This window comes from Thermosporothrix hazakensis, assembly GCF_003253565.1.
Classification (GTDB): Bacteria; Chloroflexota; Ktedonobacteria; order Ktedonobacterales; family Ktedonobacteraceae; genus Thermosporothrix; species Thermosporothrix hazakensis.
In genome coordinates this window covers 223,498-246,764 of record NZ_QKUF01000002.1, presented here as the reverse complement: position 1 = coordinate 246,764, position 23,267 = coordinate 223,498, and the positions used below count along the sequence as shown (strand labels likewise).

The following is a 23,267-nucleotide window of genomic DNA, read 5'->3' as shown; positions in this document are numbered from 1 at the left end:
AGCAGATATGGTTATTTGGTTCAAGCGGCGGTCAAGCGAGGGAGCATAATGCAAGCAAGCAGTATTTCTGCGTGCATCGATTCTCTCAGACTCTTCTCATACTAAAGGTTTATAATGCATTCCAGTCAGGAAGCTCCTGCACAGTCGAGAGATGGCTTTCTGACCTACCTGCATCTGGTATGAAAGTTGCCTAGAATGGAGAAAGGTCTATGAGGATAGCGGAGGAACCATTGCTCAGAAGCCGCTTGTCTGGCCTGTTACTTGCGTTGTTGGGCGCATTGAGCCTATTTGTATGGACAGCCTCAGTTGCCCGGGCCGCGGAGGTGAAGATCTTCGATCGAGCCGGGGTCTTAAATATCGGGCGGGTTGAGGAGGCCGCGAAGAAGCTTGAGTACCCGATCAAGATTTACACGATGAAGAGCTTTCGTGGTTCATCAGATAGCTTTGTACGGGCGGCTGAAAAGGAGATCACCGCCAAAAATCAGATTGTGCTTGCGCTGAATACCGGAACAAAAGATATTGCCCTTGCCTACGGAAAGGATGTGAAGCTTTCCGGAAATCAGGTAAAAGAAGCAGTAGACGCGCTTGAAAATACATATGAGCGCAAGGGGAACTATACTGAAGCCGTTCTGGCGGCGCTTGAGAAGCTTCCACAACAGAGCGGTGGCGGTTGGCTGGTCCCTGTATTGATTCTGGGAGTGCTGGTCATTGGTGGTATTGCGTTGTTCCTGTTCCTGAAACGGCGCCAGAACGAGGCACAGCCGCATGAAGCCACTGGATTTACCCCGATGCACCAGCCAGAGGCGCCGAATTATGACTATTACAGACAACCTGTATATGACGAGGCTCCACAGCAGGGGGGAATGAATCCGCTGGTTGCCGGTGGTATTGGCGCTGTAGCGGGCGGGTTGGTTGGCTATGCACTTGGCAGTCAGCAGGCACAGCATGAGGCTGAGAATCAGGAAGATCTGGTTGGAGGCAGCGTGTACGAGGATATCGATGCGGAGGATGAGAGTTTTGGGAGTAGCGGGTTTGACTCTGACGACGAAGGGTTCTAAGCAGGATTCCTCTATAGTAGATCTGGACGCGCTGATAGAAGAAACGGCAGAGAAGCGAGTGGCGCGAAACTCGCTTCTCCGACTTAGAAGATGAGGAGCCGGGTCTGTTCGGTCAGTGATGGTTCAAGCTGTGCCAGCGTTGCCGGGGGCACATTGATACAGCCATGACTCCCGTTGTTCCCCTCAGGATTGCCACCAGAATCGCGATGAGGAAACTGGGTGAACGGGCCATAATCCTGGCGCCAGGGTGAGCTATGAAGCAGATAGCCGTTCTCCCAGAACTGGATAGCGTGTTGCACCGTGGTGGGCGAGTAGTAATCGGGCGAAGAGGGCGCGTCATAGGAATGAAGCACAATATTCTTCTGGTGCTGGCCCAGGCGGAACAGGCCCGGCGGTGTGGGGCGATGATGCCGCCCGGTTGTCACCAGAAAGCTACGTTCCAGCGCGCCATGACGATAGATCCGGACTGCCTGCTCGGTTAGCGAGAGAACTAAAACGTGTTCCTTCTCAAGCTTGAAATAGGAAAGAAGCCGGCTATCAACCGCATGGGGTCGATTGAAAGGTGTCATATCCTCGACATTGGCTTCTAGCATGGAATGGAGAAAATAGGTATCCTGGATATGCTGCAAGGCGTCTGAAGTGTGCTGCTGGACCATCTCGCGTAAGAGGGCGCCTGCTCCATAGAGTGTCCCATTCTTGCCATCCATCGTGAGATAGCTGGAATTGAGATAGTAGTCCTTGCCATCGAAGGCGTCATAATAGCGATGCGCATCGCCCCATTGCTGGACATAATGCAGATACAGAGCGAGCATCTGTGCGGGGTTTTGCTGCGCGAGCTCCTTTTGTAGCCCGGTCAGATAGGTGCCGGTCTGGATGAAAAAGTGCAGGTAATCCTGCTTTGTGGTCAGGGTGGCGTACTGAGCACGGGTTTGCTGTAGCTGCTGTCGGGCTCTGGTGGCGCGTTGTCCCAGAAGCTGAACGCTGCTTTCCAGCATCTGCAATTTCCGCTGTGCGCGCTGCTTCATAACCATTGTTAACTCAGTAGACGCAAGAGGCTTTTGTGCGCCTGTAGATTGTGAATGAGCCTCTTTTGTGACTGGCAGTGCGGGAGTCATCAGCCCGATAATACATAGACCACAGAGGAATGCTAATACTATAAGGGACGTAATTCTTCTATAGTAGCTGTTCTTCATATCCTGTTCAAGGTGAGTACTCCTTTCTGCCAGAATGAGAAGGAAGAATGGTACACCAGGTAGGGTGAGGCAAGAAAAAGGGGCTGAGCTTGTCTCGGCCCCCGGGTGGTTGCATGCCTCTATGAACATAGTACCAGAGCAGAAAAGCGTTTCTACCCGGAGTGGATCAGTCGCCTGCATGCGCTTCGAGCAGAGAGTGAGACTGTTGTCTGGCTCGGAGTGCCCGCAAAAACAGGTAGCAGCAGGCGACAAGCAATCCCATCCCCAGACAGCCGATCCAGAGATAGGCAGGGCCCAGATGCTCGAATACCAGGCCACCGATCAGGGGAGCGGTAAAGGTGGCGAAGCTGCGGGCCGCGCTATGAACACCCTGATAGGATCCATTCAGGTGAGCGGGAGCAATGTCGGCGATTACGGCATTTTCAACGGGTGTACTGAGCAGCTCTCCAAGTGTCCAGACGACTACTGAGACAAGATACCAGGGAAAGCTCTGTAGCAGCGCGATCATGCCAAAGCCACACCCGAGCAGAACGGCTGCCAGAGCCAGAGTCGAATTTGCGGAAAAGCGTTCAAAGAAACGGTTGACTGGAATACTGGCGAGCACGATGACCACTCCATTGACGGCCAGCACCATTCCGTAATACTGTTCTCCCAGACCATGCGCTTCCATATCCAGCGGCAGGGCTACCGAGTACTGGCGGTAGATGGTTCCATTGAGCAGGATCAATGTAGCGTAGCACAGCAAGAGCGGATTCGCGAGGGCGGCAAGCAGACCGCGTTTCCCGTTGCCAGCCTGCTTTTTTCGACTTCCTCGGGGTCGTGTTTCGGGAACACCAAACCAGATCAGCGCACCGAAGATAAATGAGCTGAAGGCATCACCAAGAAACATGATGAAATACGAGAAATGGGCAAGGAAGCCTGCGAGCAACGGCCCAACGGAGGCCCCGACGTTGTTCGCCCAGTAGCGCAGGCTATAGACTCTCATGCGTTCAGCAGGCGTTCTGGTAAGGTCTGCGATTGCTGCTGAGGCGGCGGGACGAAGCATTCCGGTAAAGAGACTGAGCAGAAAAACCAGACCTGTAATCAGGACGAGATGACGCACGCTCCCAAGTATGACCATCGTTATCGATGAGAGTATCATGCTGAGCGTCATGGTTGAGCGTCTCCCGATCAGGTCGGTGAGGAAACCCCCGACCAGGCTGGCAAGTAACAGGCCAAGCCCATAGAGTGAAACAATGAACGAGGCCTGACCGGCTGAGAGACCCCGGGCCGAGGTCAGATAAATAGTGAGAAAGGGAATAACGAATTCCCCCAGTTTGTTGAGAAATGAGCCACCAATCAGGAATTGCAGCGGGCGCGAAAGTCGCTGTGTGTTTGCTGTCACTGTCCTGTCTTATCCTTTCTATTCCAATATATGGAATGAAATTCAATATGTGGAAATATGGTTTCAGTATAACGTATGGGAGAAAAGGCCGTCAAGTGGGCAGAAAAAAACAGGCCGCTGAAAATCATGTCAGCGGCCTGTGGAGGGATCGAAATCAGATGGTAGGGATTGGCTGAGCCGGTTGCAGGCAGTGATCAATAAATTGTGAAATTCTGCTGGTATAGGTGACAGGGTCGACAGTATAGGCCATTGCGTGCTCGGCTCCGGGCACAAGATACAGCTCTTTAGGACTGCTCTTGCACTGCTCATAGAGCGGATAGACCATTGCCGTGGGCACGAATGTATCTGTATCTCCATGAATAAAGAGAATCGGGATTTTGGCCTTTGCAACCTGCTTGAGCGCCGATGCCTCCTCAAACGAGTAGCCAGCGAGCAGCCGACAGATCAGGCTGGTCACCGGGACGAACGGGAATGGTGGCAGATGATACATGCGCTTCGCCTGGTAGCTTAAAATGTCGACGACAGATGTATAGGCGCAGTCAGAAATGATGCACTTAACCTGGGGCGGCAGGTTTTCGCCACTGGTCATCAGCACCGTTGCGCCGCCCATTGAGACGCCATGCAGGACGATCTCTATGTTTTCGCCGAGACGCTGGATGAGTGTGTGAATCCACTGAACGTAATCTTTGCGCTCATGCCAACCAAACCCGATATAGTTGCCCTCGCTCTGGCCATGACCCCGGGCGTCGGGCAGGAGGACGTTGAAGCCGAGGGTCTCGTAATACAGGTGTGCAAACCCGCCCATATCCTTTTTTGCCTCGCCGCCATAGCCATGCGCAAGGATCACTGTCTTTGTTGTGGGCTCGGGAGCCCGGAGAAAATAGCCGCGCAGTCGCAGTCCGTCATAGGAGCGAATATCGATTATCTCGAACGACTGTTGCTCGATCCAGGGTGTCTCGTCGGCGGATGTGCGGTTCACTTCCTGTAAGCTCGGGTCTTCTGCCAGAAAGGTTTTTTCGCGACGTGAAATGGCAGTATGATAGAAGTAGAAACAGGAGAGAAGAAGGGCAAGAAGAAGGATGACGAGAATAATGGCGATAATCAGTAGCGCTACTGGCATGAAAGGAGCCTCTCTTTTTTCTGCTAGAAAATCCTGTTGTTTTAAGAACCAAACATAGTATATGCTAACTTTTGTATCTCTACCAGAGGGGAGTACTGACCGGGGGAGAGGTGGGCGGGCTCAAAGGTGTGCTTCTACAGCCCAGACGAAAAAGGATGCCAGGGTATTCGGAGCAGAAGGAGCGAAAACAATATAAAGGCATTCTGGAAGACGAACCAGATGTGACCTTCCTTCAGGTACCTGAGCGTGTCTGATAGTGTCCTGAGCGGGCTGGTAGCGATGTTTTCTGGCACCGCTACCATGACCTTGCATATCAATTTATTTCACGACAGCTACAAGGCCACCATAAATGAACAGGGGTGGTTGATCGTGTGGTGAAACGCGATACCAGATAGGAGTTGTGCCCCAGACATTTTCTCCCACTACCTCTTCATAAATGAGGACGTGCTTGCGTGGTGGATACGTCGTCACAATTGAGTAGGTTGTTGCGGGGCCGGTACGTACACTCGCCCAGTTGAGAACATCGCCCTCGTTAACTGGCTCCTCTGCTGCGGCAGCTACCTTCTGCACTGTCTGTGTGTGTGCACTTGCCTGCTGAGTGGGCTGTAAAACAAGCAGACCTGCAAGCAGGGCAGCGACAGGGATCATAATGAGCAATGTACGGAGTCGTTTCATGCTGGTTCCTTCCTTCGTTTGAGTGGGACAAACGCTTATATCTCTCCATCCAATGAAAGAGAGTGGGCCTTCTCCGGTAGAGAAAGTGGCTCCCTATCATATAGATCGAATGGCGTTGTAAAAGGTAACATGGAGTACCAGAAACTGTCTCTCTATACAGGGACAGCTTCTTGCTACCAGAGTTGCGCTATACTCCTATGGTGCAGTAGAGGCGTGCTATTCCTCCATGAGTGTCGGTATCGAACCAACCCGAAAATCGGTAAAGGTGACAGGGAAGCCCGGTCCTTGAGGTGCAGCGCACATCAGCCCGACCTGCACTTCGTCAACTGGCGGGAAATAGGCTAAGCGGAGCAGCCGATACGTCTGCCTATCGAGCGCGTATTGCACTTCTACCGCATCGCCCTCTCGCTTGAGACGGAGCCAGAGAGAAGGGGGATTGTCAGGAAGCGCGACGCCAATGGACCAATCAGAGTAGACCCGCGTAACGACAGCGCTGATATGCTGAACGCCATCAAGATATTCTATGCCACATTTGATCCAGTTTTCTGCATCGACGCGTACCATAAGCCCGGCCTGATCGTACAGGTGCTGGTAGGCTCCGCTGAATTGGACCTCAGCTTGAAAGTTCCCCTGCCACGTCTGGTAGTAGAAATGGCCGCTATCATAGGTAAAGCCATAACTGGTCTGTCGCCAGTAGTCTGTGTTCGGCTCGGTTTGAATGGTGATGGAACTGCCTCGCACTTCCCATCTTGATGGTTGGTTATACCATTCCATGTTCAGTACTCCTGTTGAAGAAAAAGAATCTTTATATATCTATACGAAGCTCTTCAAAAAAGGGGACAACGAATTTCCAGGGAGTGAGGAAAGCTGCATACTCCTTTGCGAAGGTGATATGGCTTCGACGTCAAGGCACGCCCATCCGGTGCACATGATGCTGCTTTGTTATCAACTTTGAGAGAAAGAAGCATTGGACAGTATCGCTCTTTGCCTGTATACTTTCGGTAAAGCGCAAACGAAAAGCGCAGTAGAGAAGACAGAGAGGAAAAGTATAATGAGTCAGGATAGTAATGAAGAGAAAAAGAGACAGCAGATTCAACAGCAATTTGGGGCAGCAGCAAAGGACTATGTGACCAGTACGGTGCATGCGGCAGGTCCGGACCTCCCCTGGCTGGTAGAAGCGGCAGCCCTGACAGGAAGCGAGCGCGTTGTTGATGTGGCGACCGGGACCGGCCACACCGCGCTTGCGCTGGCTCCTTTTGCGCATGAAGTGGTGGCCGTTGATTTAACCGAGTCGATGCTGGAAGGTGGCAGACACCTGGCTCGTGAGCGGGGAATCACAAACGTGGAGTTTATCAGGGGCGATGCACATGCGCTTCCACTGCCAGAGAACAACGTGGACGTGGTGACCTGTCGTTATGCTGCGCACCATTTTATCGATGTCTCACAGGCGGCACAGGAATGGGCACGAGTGCTCAAGTCCGGTGGGAAGCTGGTTCTTCTGGATTCAATTGCACCTGAAGATGAGACGTTGGACGGATTTTTGAACGAGATTGAAGCGTTGCGTGATCCCTCGCATGTCCGAAATCATCGGGTGTCTGAATGGCTCGTAATATTGAAAGAAGCTGGCATTGAGGCACATGAGGAGCGCTCTTTTGATATTTCGCTTGATTTCTTGAACTGGACACAGCGTCAGCGTACCTCTGCCGAGAATGTGCAGCGGCTGCGAGAGCTCTTCTCTACCGCCTCTGAGCAGATTCGCACGGCTCTCCATATCGAGCCAGACGGGGATGAGATACACTTCACGATTCCGATCGCGCTTATCGTTGGAACGGCGATCTCATCGAACTGATGGACAGGGAAGAAATCTTCCACTATAGAAGATCTCTTCCCGTTTTTTATTACAGCATTACGCTGTCTTGTTCCGCTTCGATGAGATGAGCCAGACACTGAACAGCAGCAATCCGCCCCCAATGAGCCGCAGAGCTCCCATCTGCTCGTGAAGGAAGAGCCAGGAGAGCAGCGCCGCAATCCCCGATTCCAGCAGTGTAATGATAGAGGCAACCGTTGCGGATGCCGATCTCAACCCCCATTGAATCAGGAAGTAGGCCAGTCCTGTCGGCACAATGCCCATATAGGCAGCGATCGTCCAGCCGGTCAGCGAGAGCGCCAGATGCAGGTTGCCGCTGACAAGAGCAAGCAGGAACAGAAGCAGGGTCGCCATCAAAAACGTCCAGGCTGTGATCTGGCTACTGCTGCTCCTGGAGCGCTGCGCAACGATTTTCGAGAACAGCATGAAGACCGCATAGAAGCAGCCAGAGCCGAAGGCGATCAGCGTTCCATTGAGTGTCTGCGTTGTCAACCCGATTCCGGTCGCATTCTCCCCGCTCAGTGTTAGAAGGAGCGTGCCAGCCAGCGCCAGAAGCAGCGCGATCAGCAAACGCACGCCCGGGCGTTCATGGAACAGCCATGCTGAGACAAGAGCAACAACCAGCGGCGCCGTGCAGAGCGAGATGACGACGGCCAGGGTGACGCCGATCAGCGGGATCGACAGGAAGAATAGCGTATGGGAACCCCCCAACGCCCCTCCGATGAGCGTCAGCAGGAAGAGATCGGGTAAGTGTATACGCTGCTTTCGCATGGAAGGCCAGGCAAGCAGGAACAGAAATGGGGTTGCGATCCCTACTCGTAAGAAGGCGATGGTCAGCGGTGAGACGTCCTGAACACGATTGAGCAGCGCCGAGGCGATCCCGGCAGTTCCCAGAAAAAAAGAGCCCAGTAGAATAGAGATTGCTCCACCAGAAGCAAGCGAACGAAGAGAAGCACGTGAATGCCTCATACAAGAGCCTCCTGAATTGCTGAATCACTGAAGAACAAGCGAGGGAGGATAGAGGCACAATGAGGCAGGAGTACCACGCACACAGTACTCCTTTTTGATGAGGTCTATGTTGTTGTCTCCTCTATCTCCCGGTTACGCGAAGGAGATAGCAGGAGGAGGCGTCTGAGCCAGATATGGAACGTGCATCGTTTCTCTTCCTTGTCATTTCTATTGATAGAGTTTAGTATACCATAGAATATGCTCCTTTTCCTGCTTCCTGAACGCTGATCCAGAGATCGCCCGCTGCATGATCGCGGGTCACATGCAGATTCCAGCAGCCGGGAGCCGTGAAACGGAAGCCTGTGCCCCACTCCTCACCGGGATGTTTCCAGTTCGAGCCGAGATGTTTTTCTGGCCCCCAGACCGGCTTGAGTTCAACATTGCCGGCGTGTCGAGCGATCGCCTGGAAGGGTCCATTTCCCGTCATGCGCCAGACAATTTTGACCTCATCACCAACTTTGATTGTTTGGGGATCGGCAAAGAAGAGCGCCCAGACTTCAGCGTTCACACCTTGCGCCTGCGTTTCGTGTCCAGGAAGGAACCTGGAGGGCGCACACGTTGCGGGGACGGGTGACAGTGGAGCATCTGGCTGTGCAGGGGATGAGGTGAGCGCCGGTGTTGTGGCGACGGATGGTTGAAGCGTGTGGCTTGTCGACGTACCAGAACAGGCAACAGGAAAGATAGCCAGAAAGAGGAACGAGATACAGGGACGAGACGCTAACCGGTACCTGTTTTTATGCATTGCCGTCTCCTTTCTTTGCAGTAACGCATACTGGTTCAGAGACAGCATAGCCCGCCGAACTGAAGCGAATCTGAAAAAGGGGAACGCCTGCACACGTTCCCCTTGCTCTTCTCAATCAAGAAAGCCAGGAGGCGCAGTAAAGCCGCCAAAAGCCTGCTCTAGCAGTGAGGCAAAGGTGATAGCTGTGCGATCTTCCAGATAGGGACCGATGGCCTGCAAGCCGATGGGAAGCCCGTGCGGCGTCTTGCCATAGGGGAAGGCCGTCGCCGGGTGGCCGATCAGGGTCGCAACTCCGGGGTAGATCTCAAGAAACTCATAGGGCACGGTCTCCCGATTAACCGGGAGCGTGCGTAGATATGGTGGAGTTTCGATGCCCTGATGCTTAAAGGCAGGCACGATCGTGACGGGCGTCAAGAGGATGTCCCACTGCTGGAAGAAATCGCGGAAGAGCGCCCGATACTGTTCGCGGCGCGTGTGGAGCGCGAGGAACTGGCCCGCTGTTGCCTGAATACCGGCAAGCTTGGCCGCGGTGAAGGGGTCAGTGCTCTGCCGCATCTGCGCTATGATGTGCTCTCGTTGCTCCTGTTCCTTCTCGGCATACATAAAGACGGAAAGCATCGTAATATACGTTTCCGTATATTCGCGCAGGTTGAAGCCATCGGGCTGAACGCGGCGAACCATTGCCCCTTGCTGACGGAGGCGCTCTTCCAGCTCTGCAAGCGCTGTCACAATGTGCTCATCAACCGGAAGCCAATCGACAAAGGGTAGAATTGCGACCCGGAAGTCAGCCAGCCTGTTCTGACGTGCGGCCGGAAGAGAGAGCTTCCAGGCGACGTCTTCCCCGATGACAGGCGCAGCGATGACATCAAGTGCCAGTTGAAGATCAGCCGCACTACGAGCGAGCGGCCCCTGAACGCCAAAGACGGACGCCGGGTTCGGCAGCGGGATGCCGGGCTTACGGCCATAACGCGGGACGGCTGTTTCGCTTGGACGATGCCCGTAGAGTCCACAGAATGCGGCTGGAACGCGAATTGAGCCCGCGATGTCTGTGCCAAATTCGAGTGGTGTCAGTCCAGCAGCAACAGCAGCCGCTCCGCCTCCGGTGCTGCCTCCCGGTGTGCGGTTCTGATCCCAGGGATTGTTAGAGCGCCCAAAAAGCATATTGTTTGCTTGCCAGTCAGAAAGCCCGGGAGGAACGTTCGTCTTGCCCAGGAGGACGGCCCCGGCATCGAGAATACGCTGTGCAGCGGGACCCGTCTGTGTCGAGACATACTGCTCCTTGTCGAGATCGCCCGCTGTGGTGCGCATACCTGCAACCTCGATGCAGTCCTTGAGCGTCAGTGGAAGGCCTTGCAGGGCGCCACTTTTCTCGTCGCGAGCGTAGGCCTGATCGGCGGCGGTTGCCTGCTGATATGCCTGCTCCTCGTTTGGAATGACGATAGCGTTAATCTTTGTATTGTAGCGTTTGATTCGTTCAAGATAGAATTGCAAAAGCTCTACAGAAGAGACACGCCTTTGCTGTAACAACTGTAGCAGCGTGGTTGCCGTGGAGAAAGGATCTATCATTCAGCCTGTTTCCCTTCTAGCCAGAGGCATGCATGTCAATGCGCCTTTCACGTGAAAAGTTGCAAAACTGTTCCTGTTTCATTCTATGCCGCGTATTTTGAGTGCGTCAAGGGGAGAGAGCCGCTGCAAGTGGGGGATGTGCTCACGGAGATGCCCGGTTCGACGGCGAAGAAGTTTCATCGGGGTCCAGGCCTCTCCCTCGAAGATAACAACCTGTTGCAGACGCTCAGTAGAAAGGCTGCGCAGGCCATCCGCGACTGCTCTGGCGCTTGCCTCCAGCGCTTCAACAGGATCGTCAGGAAGGCGGAGGGTGGGCTTTTGGGCGAACAGGCTGGCAATATACCAGAGATCCAGTTCAGCGATATGTTGAAGGAGCCCCTCCACGGTACATGTGGCTGTGTCGCCAAGCGCGAAAGGAAAGACGCTCTCAGGTGGCAATGACCGGGAGAGGGTAATTAAATCTGCCCGCGTCAGGTCGGCAATCTGAAGAGCGTTCTGCATATAGTCATGCGGTGGGGTCTGGAGATCAGTCTGAAAGGGTGCCCCCGCCCCATTGGCGCTCGGAACGCTATCTTCAAGCAATGCGATGTCAATCGGTGCCGTGGGTGGTTCGGCAAGGAGATGCTGGGTGTGAAGCCAGGAAAGATGCTGGCTGACAACCTCTGGCGCCAGGGCAAGCGCCTCCTCTGGAGTGCCGGCTGTGACCTGACAACCCGGCAAATCAGGGAAGTAGAGCAGGCTCTGAGAGTGCCAGCGGTCAAGGAGTGCGTGATACTGCATGGTATTTTCTCCGCAGGTTTTCCGTCCAGTGTAGCAGAAAATGAGGATAGCCCGTTTCCTGTTTTGGCCGAGAGGAAAGAAGGAGCCCCACTACCATAGAGTGGGGCCAGATGAAGGAGGCTATGCGCTAGTGGTCTTTGAGGAAGGCGCGGACCGCAGTCATCGACGCAGCATAGCAATCGCGATGGATGCAGTGTCCGGCTCCGGGAATATGCGCCAGAGTGCCATTCTTCCAGAGTTGGGATGCCTTTTGTGGCCCTCGGGAGTCGTAATCGCGTGCTCTTCTACGTCACCGGTGAGCAGCAAAATCGGGCAGGCCACACGTGGAAGGAGCTCTTGCCAATCAAGATCAAAGGTCAGTTTCTCCATAATATCCGGGGCAAACTGGCGCTTGGATTGGGCCCAGGGCTCAAGCTCGACTTCGTCCCATTTGGGGTTGAATTCACGCGCTTTGGCGAGCAGCACATCCCAGGGGAGTTCGCGCAGAGACACGAACGTTTTCATAAAGTTCGCAGTTTCATTATCGACATCCGCGCTCCGGGCTGCCTGCTCTGTCCAGAAAGGAGGATCTTCCAGCAGGATCGCATGTGGTAGCTCGGGATAGAGCGCCGCGACGGCCAGGGCGGTCATTGCGCCCATCGAGTGGCCGAAGAGATAGGGCTTTTCCAGATTAAGTGCCTGAACGAGCCCGGCTACATCATTCGCCAGCGTTGTGAAGGAGGCGTTCTCAATGGAGCCCTGCGTCTCGCCGTGCCCCCGGGCGTCGGGCATAATGATATCAAACTGATCTTGCAGGTCGCGTGCAACAGGTGTCCAGCAGAGACCGTTGTCCATCACGCCGTGCAGAAGCAGCATTTTTGGTTTGTGCTCCCCACCGGTTCGATGATAGTGAATAGTGAGATCGTTGACTTGAACGGTTCCTTTAGACCATGCAGTCATAATGAAATACCTTCTTTCCAGTTGTTTGCGAGCAGGCTTAGCGAACGCTCTTAATCGGTCGTACGGTTAGCGTGCCAAGCAGCGCGATTACCGCACCAACCAGGAAGAGCATGAAGTAGCTATGGGTTGCATTGATAATGATCGATGCAAAAGCCGGTGCCAGAGATTGGGGCAACGTGTTTGCAATATTGATGATACCCATATCTTTACCCCGGTTTTCTGCACTTGGCAGAACCTGCGTCACAAGGGCTCCATCAACCGAGGTGTACATACCGAAGCCAACTCCTACCAACCCCATCATAATCATAATAACGGTCCACGAAGGGATAGTGCCCAGGACCACCAGAGGAACCGCCATAATAGCACAACCAATGACGATGAAGAGCTTGCGGCTACGGAAGCGGTCCGAGAGGATGCCACCAAGCACGGTGAAGACCAGCGAGGTAACCATCATGACGATTTGGAGCTGTGAGGCGCCCTGCTCAACTCCCTGCCCGGGGAAGAGCTTGTCATAGTGGACGGCGTCCTGCAAGAAGTAGAACATGTAGTTGGCAGTCAGGAAGTAGCCAAAGAAGGGAATGAAGCGGGTCAACCAGGCCCAGGCGAAATCGGGGTGCTTGCGCGGGTTGATCCAGAAGTTTTTGAGGAAGCCAATCAGGCTGAACGACTGCACATACTCTTTCGGCAGGTGCTTATCCTTCATCAAGAGGGCGAAGGGGATCAGTACAATAAGTAAGGTAATGAGCATGACCAGATAACTGGTTTGGGCATTGCGGATAATCATTCCGACCATCACGGAACCAAGCACCATGCCAATAGAGGCGGAGAGGCCAATAATGCCGGATGCGGTGCCGCGCTGCTCTTCGGGAACCTGATCGGGAATGATAGCGCTCAAGGCTGCCAGAATGAAGTTTGAACAGAGCTGGAAGGCAGACCAGCCAATGAAGATCATGGCGACGTTTTTCGCCATCATCATGAGGGCCAGGGCGAGTGCACTGACGATTGCGCCAAAGAAGATCCAGGGGCGGCGGCGACCAAAACGAGAGGAAGTGCGGTCGCTCAGGGCTCCTGCCAGCGGATTTCCTATCAAGGCGAGCAACACTGCAACGCCTGTAACAAGACCCAGACTGCTGACTTTGTTCACCGGGTCGAGTTCGCCAATTTGCATGGGCAATAGAATACTGCCGATACCACCATAGCAGAGAAAGAGCGACATTTGCGCCAGTGTGAGCGCGATCAGAAATCCAATGCTGACACGTTTGGTTGGGATCGCAAGGGCTTCGGGCTGGCCGTTCGGGTGGATGGATGCGGCCTTCGTGGGAAATGCGACGTTTTCCATAGTAGAATGACTCCCTTTGTCATAAACCGGAAAAATACGGATACCATCAACAATGAATGGTTTCATAACAGACCGGACAACACGCTGTCCTTTTTTGTGACATCTGCGTTACACGTGTAACGTAGATTGTCGGAAGTATACAACCATAGTTATTGCTGTGTCAAGAGGAATCATGTCTCAATTTTGGAGAGGGTGGGATTCTGCTTTTCGGGTGTCAGCAGGATGTGGGATGGGGTACCACGTCGCAATATCTGATATATTTTGTGTAGCATAGAGGGCATGGAAGGGCCAGGCAGGGATATTGCTGGTGCGAAGAGCGACATCTGAATAGAGGAGAAAAATCGCCGTTCTTTGATTGACGGAGCTCAATAGTTATGTCATAATCCCTGTTGAAAACAGGGGTGTATTTCAGTTATCAGGGCATAATGGTCTGTTTGGAAAGGGTGTCATGGAGAAAAAACAACAGACTCCCGTGAAAAAGCCGCTTACCAGTGCCGATGTGGCTCGAAAAGCGGGAGTTTCGCGGGCCACCGTTTCATATGTCTTGAATAATGTCCAGAACAACCATGTCAGTGAGGAGACACGGGCAAAGGTGTTGCGTGTCGCTCAGGAGCTTGGCTATCAGTTGCATAGCTCGGCGCAGGCGCTGCGGAAGGGCTATAGCAATGAGATTTGCATTATGCATGACCTGCAAACGTCGGTAAATGACGCTGAGATTCAGTTCTATATGCAGCAGAATATTCAGCGTATGGGCTATGTTCCGGTGCACTACTATATGGGCGGGCTCTCTGAAGAGCGGCGGAAGGAGCTGCTACTACAGATCTGTGCGCGGCGACCGGCAGCGCTTTTTGTCATGCCGGGCTGTATTACCGAGGATGGGATTGAGCAGGCGCGTCGCATGGGCATCCAGCATATCGTGTTGCTGACGGCCGAAGAGATCGGGAAAGATACATTCAGGTTGCCAACGGTCAGCCTGCCAACTCGTGAGATGGGTTATCTTGCGGGACGTCACTTGCTGGAGCTCGGACATCGTCGTCTGGCGATCGTCAAGCCATTTCAGGAGCGCCACATACCGGCTTTTGAGCACCGTTTAGAGGGCATGAAGCGGGCCATTGCTGAATCTGGGAAAGAGGGAATCTCGCTTGAGGTGTTTTCACTCCATATGGAGATGCAGGAGGCGCATGACTTGATTGATACGCGCTTTCAGCAGGAGGACCGCCCGACAGGGATCTATACTTTTAATGATGAATATGCGCTTCCGTTACTTGCGGCGCTGCTTGATCGCGGCTTTCGGATACCGCAGGATGTTGCGCTTGTCGGCACGGATGATGTCTTTTTCAGCCGCTTTGTGCGTCCTGCTCTGACCACCATTCGCTTTAACAATGCCGCGATTGGTGAGCATGCCACCGAAATCGCCGCGAAGCTGATTCAGGGAGAACCGATCCCCGAGACATTGACGCAACCGCTAACGGTGGAACTCATTCGACGCTCCTCAACATAATTGAGGGGCCTTTCATTTTTTGGCACTGTGAACGCAAGAATTGGATAGGCAGTTCTCTCTATTTGCGTCTACACTGAATGGCGTAGTACACAATGACAGGAGTGCCTATCGATGCATAGAACAATTCAACCCACAATTCTTTACTTTGGTACCCCCGTTGTGCTGATCAGCACAGTCAATGAGGACGGAACCTCGAACCTGGCGCCGATGTCTTCAGCATGGTGGCTGAATCAATCCTGTATGCTTGGTCTGGGCACGCGCTCCAGGACCGTTGAGAACCTTCGCCGTGAGCGCGAATGCGTGCTGAATCTGCCCTCGGCGGACCTTGTTTCCGCAGTCAATCGGCTGGCGATGCTGACCGGAAAGAATCCCGTTCCCGAGAGTAAAGCGAAGTTGGGCTATACCTACGAGCCGGAGAAGTTTCGGGTGGCGGGCCTCACTCCCGAGCCTTCGGAACTGGTTGCTGCTCCCCGGGTAGCCGAGTGCCCGGTTCAGCTTGAGGCGGTCGTGAAGCAGATGCATGCGGTTGATGGCGACGACTCGCACCTTGTCGCGATCGAGACGCGTATTGTGCGGGTTCATATCGATGAACGCCTGCTCAAGCCGGGCGAGAAGCAGCATATCGATCCCGAAAAGTGGAATCCCCTGATTATGAGCTTCTGCGAGTTCTTCGGTCTGAGCGAGAAGCTGCATCCCTCAAAGCTGGCCGATACCTGGCTGACCCGTCTGTATGAGAAGTCCGAGAAGGATAACGAGCCTGCTTCATCCCGTTGACAAAGCTGTTCCGCAAGTGGTACGGTATACTTCAAAATTGGTACGTACCACTTGAAGGAGGCACACGTTGAAGGATATAACGTCGTTACGGGGAGCGCTGATCGTTTCGTGTCAGGCGTTTGAGGGAGAACCGCTATTTGGTCATATGGCTGCTATGGCGGCTGCGGTCCTGAATGGTGGAGCAAAGGGCATTCGCACCAACGGAAAAGACGATGTTGCCGCCATTCGTGCTATTACCGATGTGCCCATTATCGGGATTCAGAAAACCACGGTTGCCGGGCGCACGGTGATTACGCCGGACTTTTCGCAAGCCCGGGAGCTCGTTGAGGCGGGTGCTGATATTATCGCGCTCGACGCCACGCAGATTCGTGAGCAGGTCTGTCAAGGAAAGTATCCGACCGCTGCTGAACTGATCGCGCAAATTCATGCCGAGCTTGGTTGCCTGGTGATGGCGGATATCTCAACGGTGGAAGAAGGGGTTGCCGCAGTGGAAGCAGGCGCTGATCTGGTCGCGACAACGCTGGCCGGGTACACGCCCTACACGACGCTTGATGAGGGGCCCGATGAGCAGCTAGTGCGCGAATTGACGCGGCGCATTCAGGTTCCGGTTGTGGCTGAGGGCAAGATCAACACGCCCGCCGCGGCTCGTAAAGCACTTGCATGTGGGGCCTATGCTGTGGTGGTCGGTTCCGCGATTACGCGCCCGCACCTTGTCACACGTGGCTTTGTTGATGCATTAACGGAGGCTGAGACATGCTGATCGGGGTTGATATTGGTGGCACGAAGATTGCCGCCGGTGTTGTCGATGCTGACGGCAGGGTGCTTGAGCGCATTCAGGCCTCGACGCCGGTCACTCGCGGGGCCGAGGCGATTGTGACGACTGCTGCTGAGCTGGTGCAGGGCCTGTTACGCTTACATGGCCCGGTCAGCGCGGTAGGCGTGGGCAGTGCCGGACAGGTCGATCACGAGAGCGGCATTGTCGTTGACGCAAACGAGAATCTCCCGGGTTTTCGTGGCCTGCCCTTGCGGGAGCGTCTGGAGGAGCTCCTACAGCTTCCTGTAGCCGTGGAGAACGACGTCAAGGCAGCGGCGCTGGCTGAGGCACAGCTTGGTGCGGGGCGTGGCGTTCGTCAGATGTTGCTGGTCATGGTGGGAACCGGCATCGGCGGGGCCCTTGTGCTCGATGGGAAGGTATATCGAGGAGCGTCCGGGGTGGCGGGTGAGCTCGGCCATCTGCTTTTTCGCCCTGAGCAGGGGCGGCTCTGTCCCTGTGGGCGCAGAGGGTGCATCGAGGGCTATGCATCCGGGCGGGCGATTATGGAGATCTACGCCGAAGAAAGCGGGCGGTCGATTGACGTCGCGACCATCGCGAAGCGTGCCAGAGATGGGGAAACGCTGGCTCGTGAGGTGCTGACTCAGGCCGGACGGGCTCTGGGCCTGACGCTTGGTGGCCTGGTCAACACGTTGGGCCCGGAGGCGATTGTGCTTGGCGGTGGCGTGTTGCAGGTCGAGGAGCTCTATCTTCCCGCGCTGGAATACGGGTTACAGATGCAGGCGCTTCCAGTGATGCGGCGTTCCTGTACGGTGCGGCGTATGGAGCTGGTTCATGATGCGGTGCTTATCGGTGCTTCCTTGCTTGCAAAGGAGAGAACAGAGGATGGAAGACGAGGTCAGGCAGCCGACTGATGGGCCGCTCTATACCCGGTTGCGCGACCATCTGGCCGCGGAGATTACGTCGGGACGTCTGGCGGCGGGAACGCGTCTGGCTTCCGAGCGGGCGCTGAGTGAGCGCTATGGCTATAGTCGCCTGACAGTGCGTCGCGCTCTGGCTGATCTGGAAGAGGCGGGCTTGCTGGTGCGGCGGCGCGGCTCAGGCACCTTTGTGGCCGAGCGGTTGATTCGCAAGAACGTGCGCGGGCTCGCCAGCTTCAGCGAGGATATGCGACAGCGCGGCCTGACTCCCGGCTCGATCGTTTTACGTCAGGAGCTTGTTTTTCTGGAAGAGGAGCAGGCGCAGATGCTCAAGGTCGCAGCCCATGAAGGGGCCGTCTGTCTGCGGCGTTTGCGACTCGCGAATGATGTGCCAATGGCGCTTGAGACAGTCTTCCTTCCCGCCGCGCTCTGTCCCGGGCTGGTCAGGCGAACCGATCTTGATCGGGTCTCGCTGTACGAGGTGCTGGAGCGAGAATATAACCTCTCAGCGGATTACGCGGAGGAAGTGGTTGAGGCGGTCAACGCAAGCGAGGAGGTGGCGCGCCTGCTTCGGGTTGCTCCCGGGAGTGCTCTGTTGCGGATTCGACGGCTGACCAGCGCGAAGGACCGAGGGCCATTTGAGTATGTCGAGTCGCTCTACTGCGGGGATAAGTACAGCCTCGGTTTGAATGTGCGCCGTCTGGGTCAATAGAAGCGGAAGAGGAGCCTTGTAGGGCAGGCCCCTCGCTTTCCTGTTTAGAGGAGGTTGGCTGCAACAAGCGCGCGGCGCACCTGTGCAACCTCATCATCGTTGAGCCGGAGCTGAGGCCGACCCACAACGTTTGTCGCGATGATGCCACGAAGCTGAAGCGCGGTTTTGAATGCCCCCATCGCGGACGATCCGATTGCCATACGGCGAAGCCCCACATTCACGATATCGAAGAGGCGGTACAGGCGCTCCTGCTCCTGGCGAGCGGCTACCCAATCGCCCCGATGCGCTGCTTCATAGAGTCGCACATAGCCGACGGGATCGACGTTGCCCAGACCCGGCACCACACCACTCGCACCCATGAACAGGGCTACGTCGGCAAGCAACTCCGAGCCGGTGAAGACGCTGAAATCAGGATGGGCTGCCTGTGCCATGACCAGTCCCCGGAAGTTCGCTTCATCTCCGCTACTATCCTTAAGACCGCTAATAATCTGCTGCTCAGCCAGTTCGAGCACGGTCGAGCGCTCAAGCTTGCTGTGGACCGCAACCGGGATATCGTAGGCAAAGATCGGCAGGTCGACTGCTTCATGCACCTGTCGGAAATGCGCTTTGATTTCGGCCTGACCGATGCGTGTATAGAATGGCGCAGTGACAACCAACGCATCTGCCCTTGCTTTTTCAGCGGCGCGAGCATGTTCAATCACGCGAGTGGTCGTCATATCGATAGTTCCAGCCAGGACGGGAACCTGACCGGCCACACAACGCACCACGACATCCAGCACGGTCGCTCGTTGCGCATCGGTCAGAAATGCGACCTCGCTTGTGGAGCCGAGCGCGAACAGGCCATGCACACCTGCGTCCAGTTGAAAGGTAATCAGCTTTTCCAGCGAGGGAATATCAATCTCGAAGGTTTCGGTCATCGGTGTGCTGAGTGGTGGCACAATGCCACTCAAGCGAGCTGCTTGCATCTTCTTCTCTCCTTATTTCTACGTATTATACCTGTGATGGCTCTACTGTTCCTTCAGGTGTGGTATTCTGGACCTCATAGGATCTGATCCCGGCTGTGCGTTGTAACAGGCGCCCCGGAACATCAAAGACAACGAGCGCAACAACGACAAAAGTCCAGAAAAACATAAGCACGGCTAAGGCAGTCCCCAGACCCATCAGGTTCGCGAAAAAGGCTCCCCAGATCGGCGCAATTGCACCACCAAGTGAGCCGAGATTGTAGGCCACGCCAACGCCGGAGCCTCGCACCTCAGGCGCGAAGTACATTGACATAAACTTCGGATGCAGTCCCGCAATCCCCTGGCTGACAAAGAGCAGCACGAAGATCAACAGACCAAGCAGCCAGATGTTCGCTTTGCCAATGATGAAGAAGGGGAGAATCAGCACCAATGAGATCAGCAGCGAATAGATATACGCTCGCCTGGTTCCGACGCGATCGCCCAGGAAGCCCGCAAAGATGCAGCCAAGCAGTGTCCCGAAGTTTGCCGCGAACATCACCTGTGAGACGCCAGTTGCATCGTAGCCAATCGATTTCAGGTAGGTCGGCAACAGCGATTGTACGGGCCAGCTATAGAGAAACGCGGCAAAGATAAAGAGCGTGATCGCGATAAACACTGGCAGGATGCGCGGTGAGAAGAGCTTAAAGAACGAGATGCCGCCCGCTTTTTCGGTAGATGTCTGTTGCCATTCGGTATGCTCGGGCAGGTTCTTGCGCATGTAGAGTGTCAGAATAACGGGCACGATGCCAATATAGAAGAGCACTCTCCACCCGAAATGAGCGGTAATAAAGGGGTAAATAAAAGCGACGACCAGACTTCCGACATTATAGCCAGAAATCAGGAAGCCACTCGCCTTATTGCGTACGTGTTTGGGCCAACTCTCAAGCACATAGAGCGAACTGGCGCTATACTCACCAGCCATACCCAGGCCCACGATCAGGCGAAAGGCAAACAGTGACCAGTAGTTCCAGGCGAAGCCACAGAGGAAGGTCCCAAGCGCGTAGAGCCAGATACCGGCAATCATGGCGTTTTTACGCCCGATACGATCGGCGATACTGCCGACAACTGCGCCCCCAAGCCAGCGGGTGATGAAGGAGGCACTGATCAGGGTACTGGCAGTCACGAGGTCGAGGTGGAATTCGTCTGCAATATTCGTCAAAACATAGGTGATAAGGACAAAGTCGAAACCATCCAGTGCATAGCCAATCCAGGCGGCCCAGAAGGCGCGCCAGTGCTGGCCGCTAAGATCTTTATACCAGGGTCTGGCAGCCATTGCCATAGGTTCTACTCCCTTTCACTTATACAGTAAATACAGGCGCTCGTCAGATCATCAGTTTGTGATGCGTGCGTTCGTTGCAATTGCTTCAACCGTTGAAGGAAATATGTACGTCTTTTTCGCTTCCTGTATAGACAGTGATACCATGCTGTATCCTGCCCGTATCAGATGATGCGTTAACGATCCCTCCTTTATGGTATAATGGTGAAAAGCCAGCTTGTAGGATGTCATATCTTTTTGAGAGACATTCTAACTCTCAATATAGTTGTCCTACAAGTTGATAAAGGCAGTGTACAACACAACTTGAGAAGGAGTCAAGTGGCGATGGTTGCCAGATCTTCACCACGAAATGAAGCATTGCAACAGAATATACAGGAGTATATCAAACGGTATATTATTGAACATCATTTGACGCCGGGTTCGCCCTTGCCCGGAGAGACGGAGCTTGCAGCCGAACTTCAGGTCAGCCGCAATGCCGTGCGCGAGGCGATCAAAGTATTGCAGACGGTTGGCATTGTTGAGACACGGCACGGGCAGGGGACGTTTGTTGGCAACCTCTCGCTTCAGGCGCTGGTTACAGGGCTATCGTTCCGGGTACTGTTTGAGGCTCCGCAGGATCTTCAGACATTGCGTGAACTGCTAGAAGTGCGCCAGATTCTGGAATGTGAGCTTGTTACCCGCTTGCCCGAGGTGACAACCCCTGCTCACCTGGCTGATCTGCGGGTACTTGTCGCGGGAATGGAGGCGCGCGCAACGCGGGGTGAGCTCTTCCCGGAAGAGGATCGTGCGTTTCATGAGGTCCTGTATCGTCCGCTCGGAAATACCCTGATTGTGAAGCTGCTACAGGCATTCTGGGATATATTTCATGTGGTTCGTTCTGAGCTGCCGGGGCTCTCTGAGCACCCTCTGGCGACCGTCGAGGCGCACCGCCGTATTCTGGATGCGCTGGCGGCGGGAGATGGCAGCGCAGCGGCGGCGGCGATGGTTGAGCATTTTGACGGCATTCATCGGCGCCTGGCACATACACAGGTGGGGAAGTGAGCATCACAAACGAGTGCATGTACCGTCGTGTATCGGGCGGTACATCTTTTTTTTCAGGTTCCAAATACATGCAAAAAATTGACACGCTTTGCACTGCTATGACTCTACTGAGGGCAGGTATGAAGCCAATAGAGATCGGTCCTCTTCCTGGTTGTCGTGTGGTGTTGTGTGTTTTGAGTTGAAGTGAGTTGCACAGGCTTCACTCCAATGTTTGTCACCTGGATCCTTGCTTGCTCTTCTCTGTACTTCCTTTTTCCTGTGGAATGTGAAAACATCGTGAAAAGAACGTTTGTTTTATTGACATATGATGATACATGCTTATACTTGATCTTAGAAGCAATATGTTCTACCGCTAAAGTGAGAATTACAGTTTCTACAATGAATAATCTATTTTCTTTTGAGTTGAACACTATTGCTCTGTTTGAGGGATCAGAGAGCGACACGTTGCTGCGGTGTCAGGAGGGCGCAGCAGCTACCACGCTTTGAGCGCCGGCAGAGGCGAGAGTAGCCAGCACAGCTTGTATGGCAGGCGGGAAACGGTTGCTGTTGCTGGTATTTGTGCTCAGGTTGCGGTGAACTGAATGCGTGGAGAGATGAAGGGGTGAAGCGTGTAGAGAGGCCCGGGGCAGCTCAAAGATGGATAGGCTCTTCGTCCCGGGGAGAGGTCGTCCCAGTGTCTGGACGGCCTCTCTTTTTTTATTGATGAAGCTGGCGGCGATACTGCGAGGGAGAGATACCCATCAGCCGCTTGAAGGCCGTGCTGAAGGCAAAAGGGTTTTCATAGCCGACGCGCTCGGAAATCTCCTCAATGGTATAGTATTCGCTTGCCAGCAGGGTGATTGCCCGCCTCATGCGCAATAACGTGACATGCTTCATCGGGCTGCGTCCCAGATAGTGCTGACAGAGACGGCGTAATTGTTCGCTGCTGATCCCGATCTTTGCTGCCAGCCGCTCATTTGTCCACGGGGCGGCGATGTCGGCGTTGACGCGCTCCCAGAGCTGCTGAAGACGGCGCTCCATATGGACCGGACCGACAATCCGCTGTGCATGAATATGGATAAGCTGTGTCCATTGCTGCATCACTGCCTGCTCTGCTGCTCCGATATATTCGCGATAGAGTCCTTCTATAGAGGCGGCGAGCGGATACGGGTCGATTTCCAGCAGCGTGGGGCGCTTGACTGCCACCATTGGCTGTCCCGGAGGATCTTCGTTATAGGTGATCCAGCAGATTTCCCAGGCGCTTTCCGCATGATAGGCATGCAGGCAGTCGGGAGGCGTGACATAGGCCATGCCGCGCGTGCAGGGAGTCCACTGGCCGTCAATCAAGACGGAGCCGCATCCGGAGAGACAGACAAGAATCTGACTCATCGAGGGTCGCACGCGCACGAAGCGGAAGGGGGGAAGCGCCTTTGAAATGCCCGTAAGCTGAATCCGATAAAAGCCAAGCGCCGGACAGGCCTGTTTCCCGACCATCTGTTCATCTGTATCAGCGCCAACAATGTGGGTTTCACGAAGGTCTGCTTGGGTCTCACTCATGGATTTTTGCCTTTTTTCCAGATACTATACCATACAAGCCTGTGCTTTTTTCAAAGAAACTGG

Annotated in this window: 22 protein-coding genes; 8 read left to right on the top strand and 14 right to left on the bottom strand. The window is 54.5% G+C overall.

Translation table 11 applies throughout. From position 1 onward, the window contains the following. The first annotated feature begins 209 nt into the window (after positions 1-209). A complete protein-coding gene (locus EI42_RS06320) occupies positions 210-1,058 on the top strand; it encodes a cytochrome c-type biogenesis protein (protein WP_111319995.1) in 849 nt (282 codons plus the stop codon). A gap of 83 nt (positions 1,059-1,141) precedes the next feature. Here the strand turns inward: EI42_RS06320 and EI42_RS06315 are convergent, their stop codons facing one another. From EI42_RS06315 to EI42_RS06295, 5 genes are all read right to left on the bottom strand, one after another. Next, complete coding sequence (locus tag EI42_RS06315; RefSeq protein WP_211326051.1) at positions 1,142-2,251, bottom strand: L,D-transpeptidase; 1,110 nt, start codon at positions 2,249-2,251, stop codon at positions 1,142-1,144. A gap of 166 nt (positions 2,252-2,417) precedes the next feature. Then, positions 2,418-3,635 carry an MDR family MFS transporter gene (locus EI42_RS06310; protein ID WP_111319991.1) on the bottom strand — a complete coding sequence of 406 codons (1,218 nt, stop codon included), beginning with the start codon at positions 3,633-3,635 and terminating at the stop codon, positions 2,418-2,420. A 154-nt stretch (positions 3,636-3,789) separates the two neighbouring features. After that, positions 3,790-4,755, bottom strand: a complete 966-nt coding sequence (locus EI42_RS06305; protein ID WP_111319989.1) for an alpha/beta hydrolase — start codon at positions 4,753-4,755, stop codon at positions 3,790-3,792. Between the two features lie 318 nt (positions 4,756-5,073). Next, entirely contained in the window at positions 5,074-5,430 is a 357-nt protein-coding gene (locus tag EI42_RS06300; RefSeq protein ID WP_111319987.1) for an SH3 domain-containing protein, read from the bottom strand. A gap of 216 nt (positions 5,431-5,646) precedes the next feature. Then, on the bottom strand, positions 5,647-6,204 hold the full coding sequence (locus EI42_RS06295) for a DUF1349 domain-containing protein (protein ID WP_111319985.1): 558 nt from the start codon (positions 6,202-6,204) through the stop codon (positions 5,647-5,649). A 193-nt stretch (positions 6,205-6,397) separates the two neighbouring features. On the opposite strand from EI42_RS06295, the gene EI42_RS06290 reads away from it, so the two are divergent. Next, positions 6,398-7,279, top strand: coding sequence for a class I SAM-dependent methyltransferase (locus EI42_RS06290; protein ID WP_281278848.1), 882 nt, complete (start codon positions 6,398-6,400; stop codon positions 7,277-7,279). 57 nt (positions 7,280-7,336) lie between these two features. Here the strand turns inward: EI42_RS06290 and EI42_RS06285 are convergent, their stop codons facing one another. The 6 genes from EI42_RS06285 to EI42_RS06260 form a co-directional block, all read right to left on the bottom strand. After that, positions 7,337-8,266, bottom strand: coding sequence for a DMT family transporter (locus EI42_RS06285; protein ID WP_111319981.1), 930 nt, complete (start codon positions 8,264-8,266; stop codon positions 7,337-7,339). A gap of 220 nt (positions 8,267-8,486) precedes the next feature. Next, a complete protein-coding gene (locus EI42_RS06280) occupies positions 8,487-9,047 on the bottom strand; it encodes a hypothetical protein (RefSeq protein ID WP_111319979.1) in 561 nt (186 codons plus the stop codon). Positions 9,048-9,158: 111 nt separating this feature from the next. Next, a complete protein-coding gene (locus EI42_RS06275) occupies positions 9,159-10,613 on the bottom strand; it encodes an amidase family protein (protein ID WP_111319977.1) in 1,455 nt (484 codons plus the stop codon). A 78-nt stretch (positions 10,614-10,691) separates the two neighbouring features. Then, positions 10,692-11,393 (bottom strand): type II toxin-antitoxin system HicB family antitoxin, encoded by a 702-nt coding sequence (locus tag EI42_RS06270; protein WP_111319975.1) that lies wholly within the window; start codon positions 11,391-11,393, stop codon positions 10,692-10,694. 159 nt (positions 11,394-11,552) lie between these two features. After that, positions 11,553-12,332 (bottom strand): alpha/beta fold hydrolase, encoded by a 780-nt coding sequence (locus EI42_RS06265; protein ID WP_111319973.1) that lies wholly within the window; start codon positions 12,330-12,332, stop codon positions 11,553-11,555. Between the two features lie 37 nt (positions 12,333-12,369). Then, positions 12,370-13,671 carry an MFS transporter gene (locus EI42_RS06260; protein ID WP_170142405.1) on the bottom strand — a complete coding sequence of 434 codons (1,302 nt, stop codon included), beginning with the start codon at positions 13,669-13,671 and terminating at the stop codon, positions 12,370-12,372. 448 nt (positions 13,672-14,119) lie between these two features. Between EI42_RS06260 and EI42_RS06255 the strand changes: the two genes are divergently transcribed. From EI42_RS06255 to EI42_RS06235, 5 genes are all read left to right on the top strand, one after another. Then, positions 14,120-15,172: a LacI family DNA-binding transcriptional regulator gene (locus EI42_RS06255; protein WP_111319969.1), complete on the top strand. Its 1,053-nt coding sequence runs from the start codon at positions 14,120-14,122 to the stop codon at positions 15,170-15,172. A gap of 111 nt (positions 15,173-15,283) precedes the next feature. After that, positions 15,284-15,946: a flavin reductase family protein gene (locus EI42_RS06250; RefSeq protein WP_111319967.1), complete on the top strand. Its 663-nt coding sequence runs from the start codon at positions 15,284-15,286 to the stop codon at positions 15,944-15,946. Between the two features lie 67 nt (positions 15,947-16,013). Continuing rightward, positions 16,014-16,706, top strand: a complete 693-nt coding sequence (locus tag EI42_RS06245) for an N-acetylmannosamine-6-phosphate 2-epimerase (RefSeq protein ID WP_111319965.1) — start codon at positions 16,014-16,016, stop codon at positions 16,704-16,706. After that, on the top strand, positions 16,700-17,632 hold the full coding sequence (locus tag EI42_RS06240; protein WP_111319963.1) for an ROK family protein: 933 nt from the start codon (positions 16,700-16,702) through the stop codon (positions 17,630-17,632). The genes EI42_RS06245 and EI42_RS06240 overlap by 7 nt, the downstream gene beginning before the upstream one ends. Beyond that, positions 17,604-18,350, top strand: a complete 747-nt coding sequence (locus tag EI42_RS06235) for a GntR family transcriptional regulator (RefSeq protein WP_170142404.1) — start codon at positions 17,604-17,606, stop codon at positions 18,348-18,350. Before EI42_RS06240 ends, EI42_RS06235 begins: the two co-directional genes overlap by 29 nt. A gap of 44 nt (positions 18,351-18,394) precedes the next feature. Here the strand turns inward: EI42_RS06235 and EI42_RS06230 are convergent, their stop codons facing one another. Both EI42_RS06230 and EI42_RS06225 read right to left on the bottom strand, forming a co-directional pair. After that, the gene (locus EI42_RS06230) at positions 18,395-19,315 is read right to left on the bottom strand and encodes a dihydrodipicolinate synthase family protein (protein WP_111319959.1); all 921 of its coding nucleotides are present in this window, start codon (positions 19,313-19,315) and stop codon (positions 18,395-18,397) included. A gap of 25 nt (positions 19,316-19,340) precedes the next feature. After that, positions 19,341-20,630 (bottom strand): MFS transporter, encoded by a 1,290-nt coding sequence (locus EI42_RS06225; protein ID WP_111319957.1) that lies wholly within the window; start codon positions 20,628-20,630, stop codon positions 19,341-19,343. A 321-nt stretch (positions 20,631-20,951) separates the two neighbouring features. Here EI42_RS06225 and EI42_RS06220 point away from each other — a divergent pair, with 321 nt between their 5' ends. Further along, positions 20,952-21,668: a FadR/GntR family transcriptional regulator gene (locus tag EI42_RS06220; protein ID WP_111319955.1), complete on the top strand. Its 717-nt coding sequence runs from the start codon at positions 20,952-20,954 to the stop codon at positions 21,666-21,668. Positions 21,669-22,364: 696 nt separating this feature from the next. Here the strand turns inward: EI42_RS06220 and EI42_RS06215 are convergent. Continuing rightward, positions 22,365-23,204, bottom strand: a complete 840-nt coding sequence (locus EI42_RS06215; protein WP_111319953.1) for a helix-turn-helix transcriptional regulator — start codon at positions 23,202-23,204, stop codon at positions 22,365-22,367. Between the last annotated feature and the right edge of the window lie 63 nt (positions 23,205-23,267).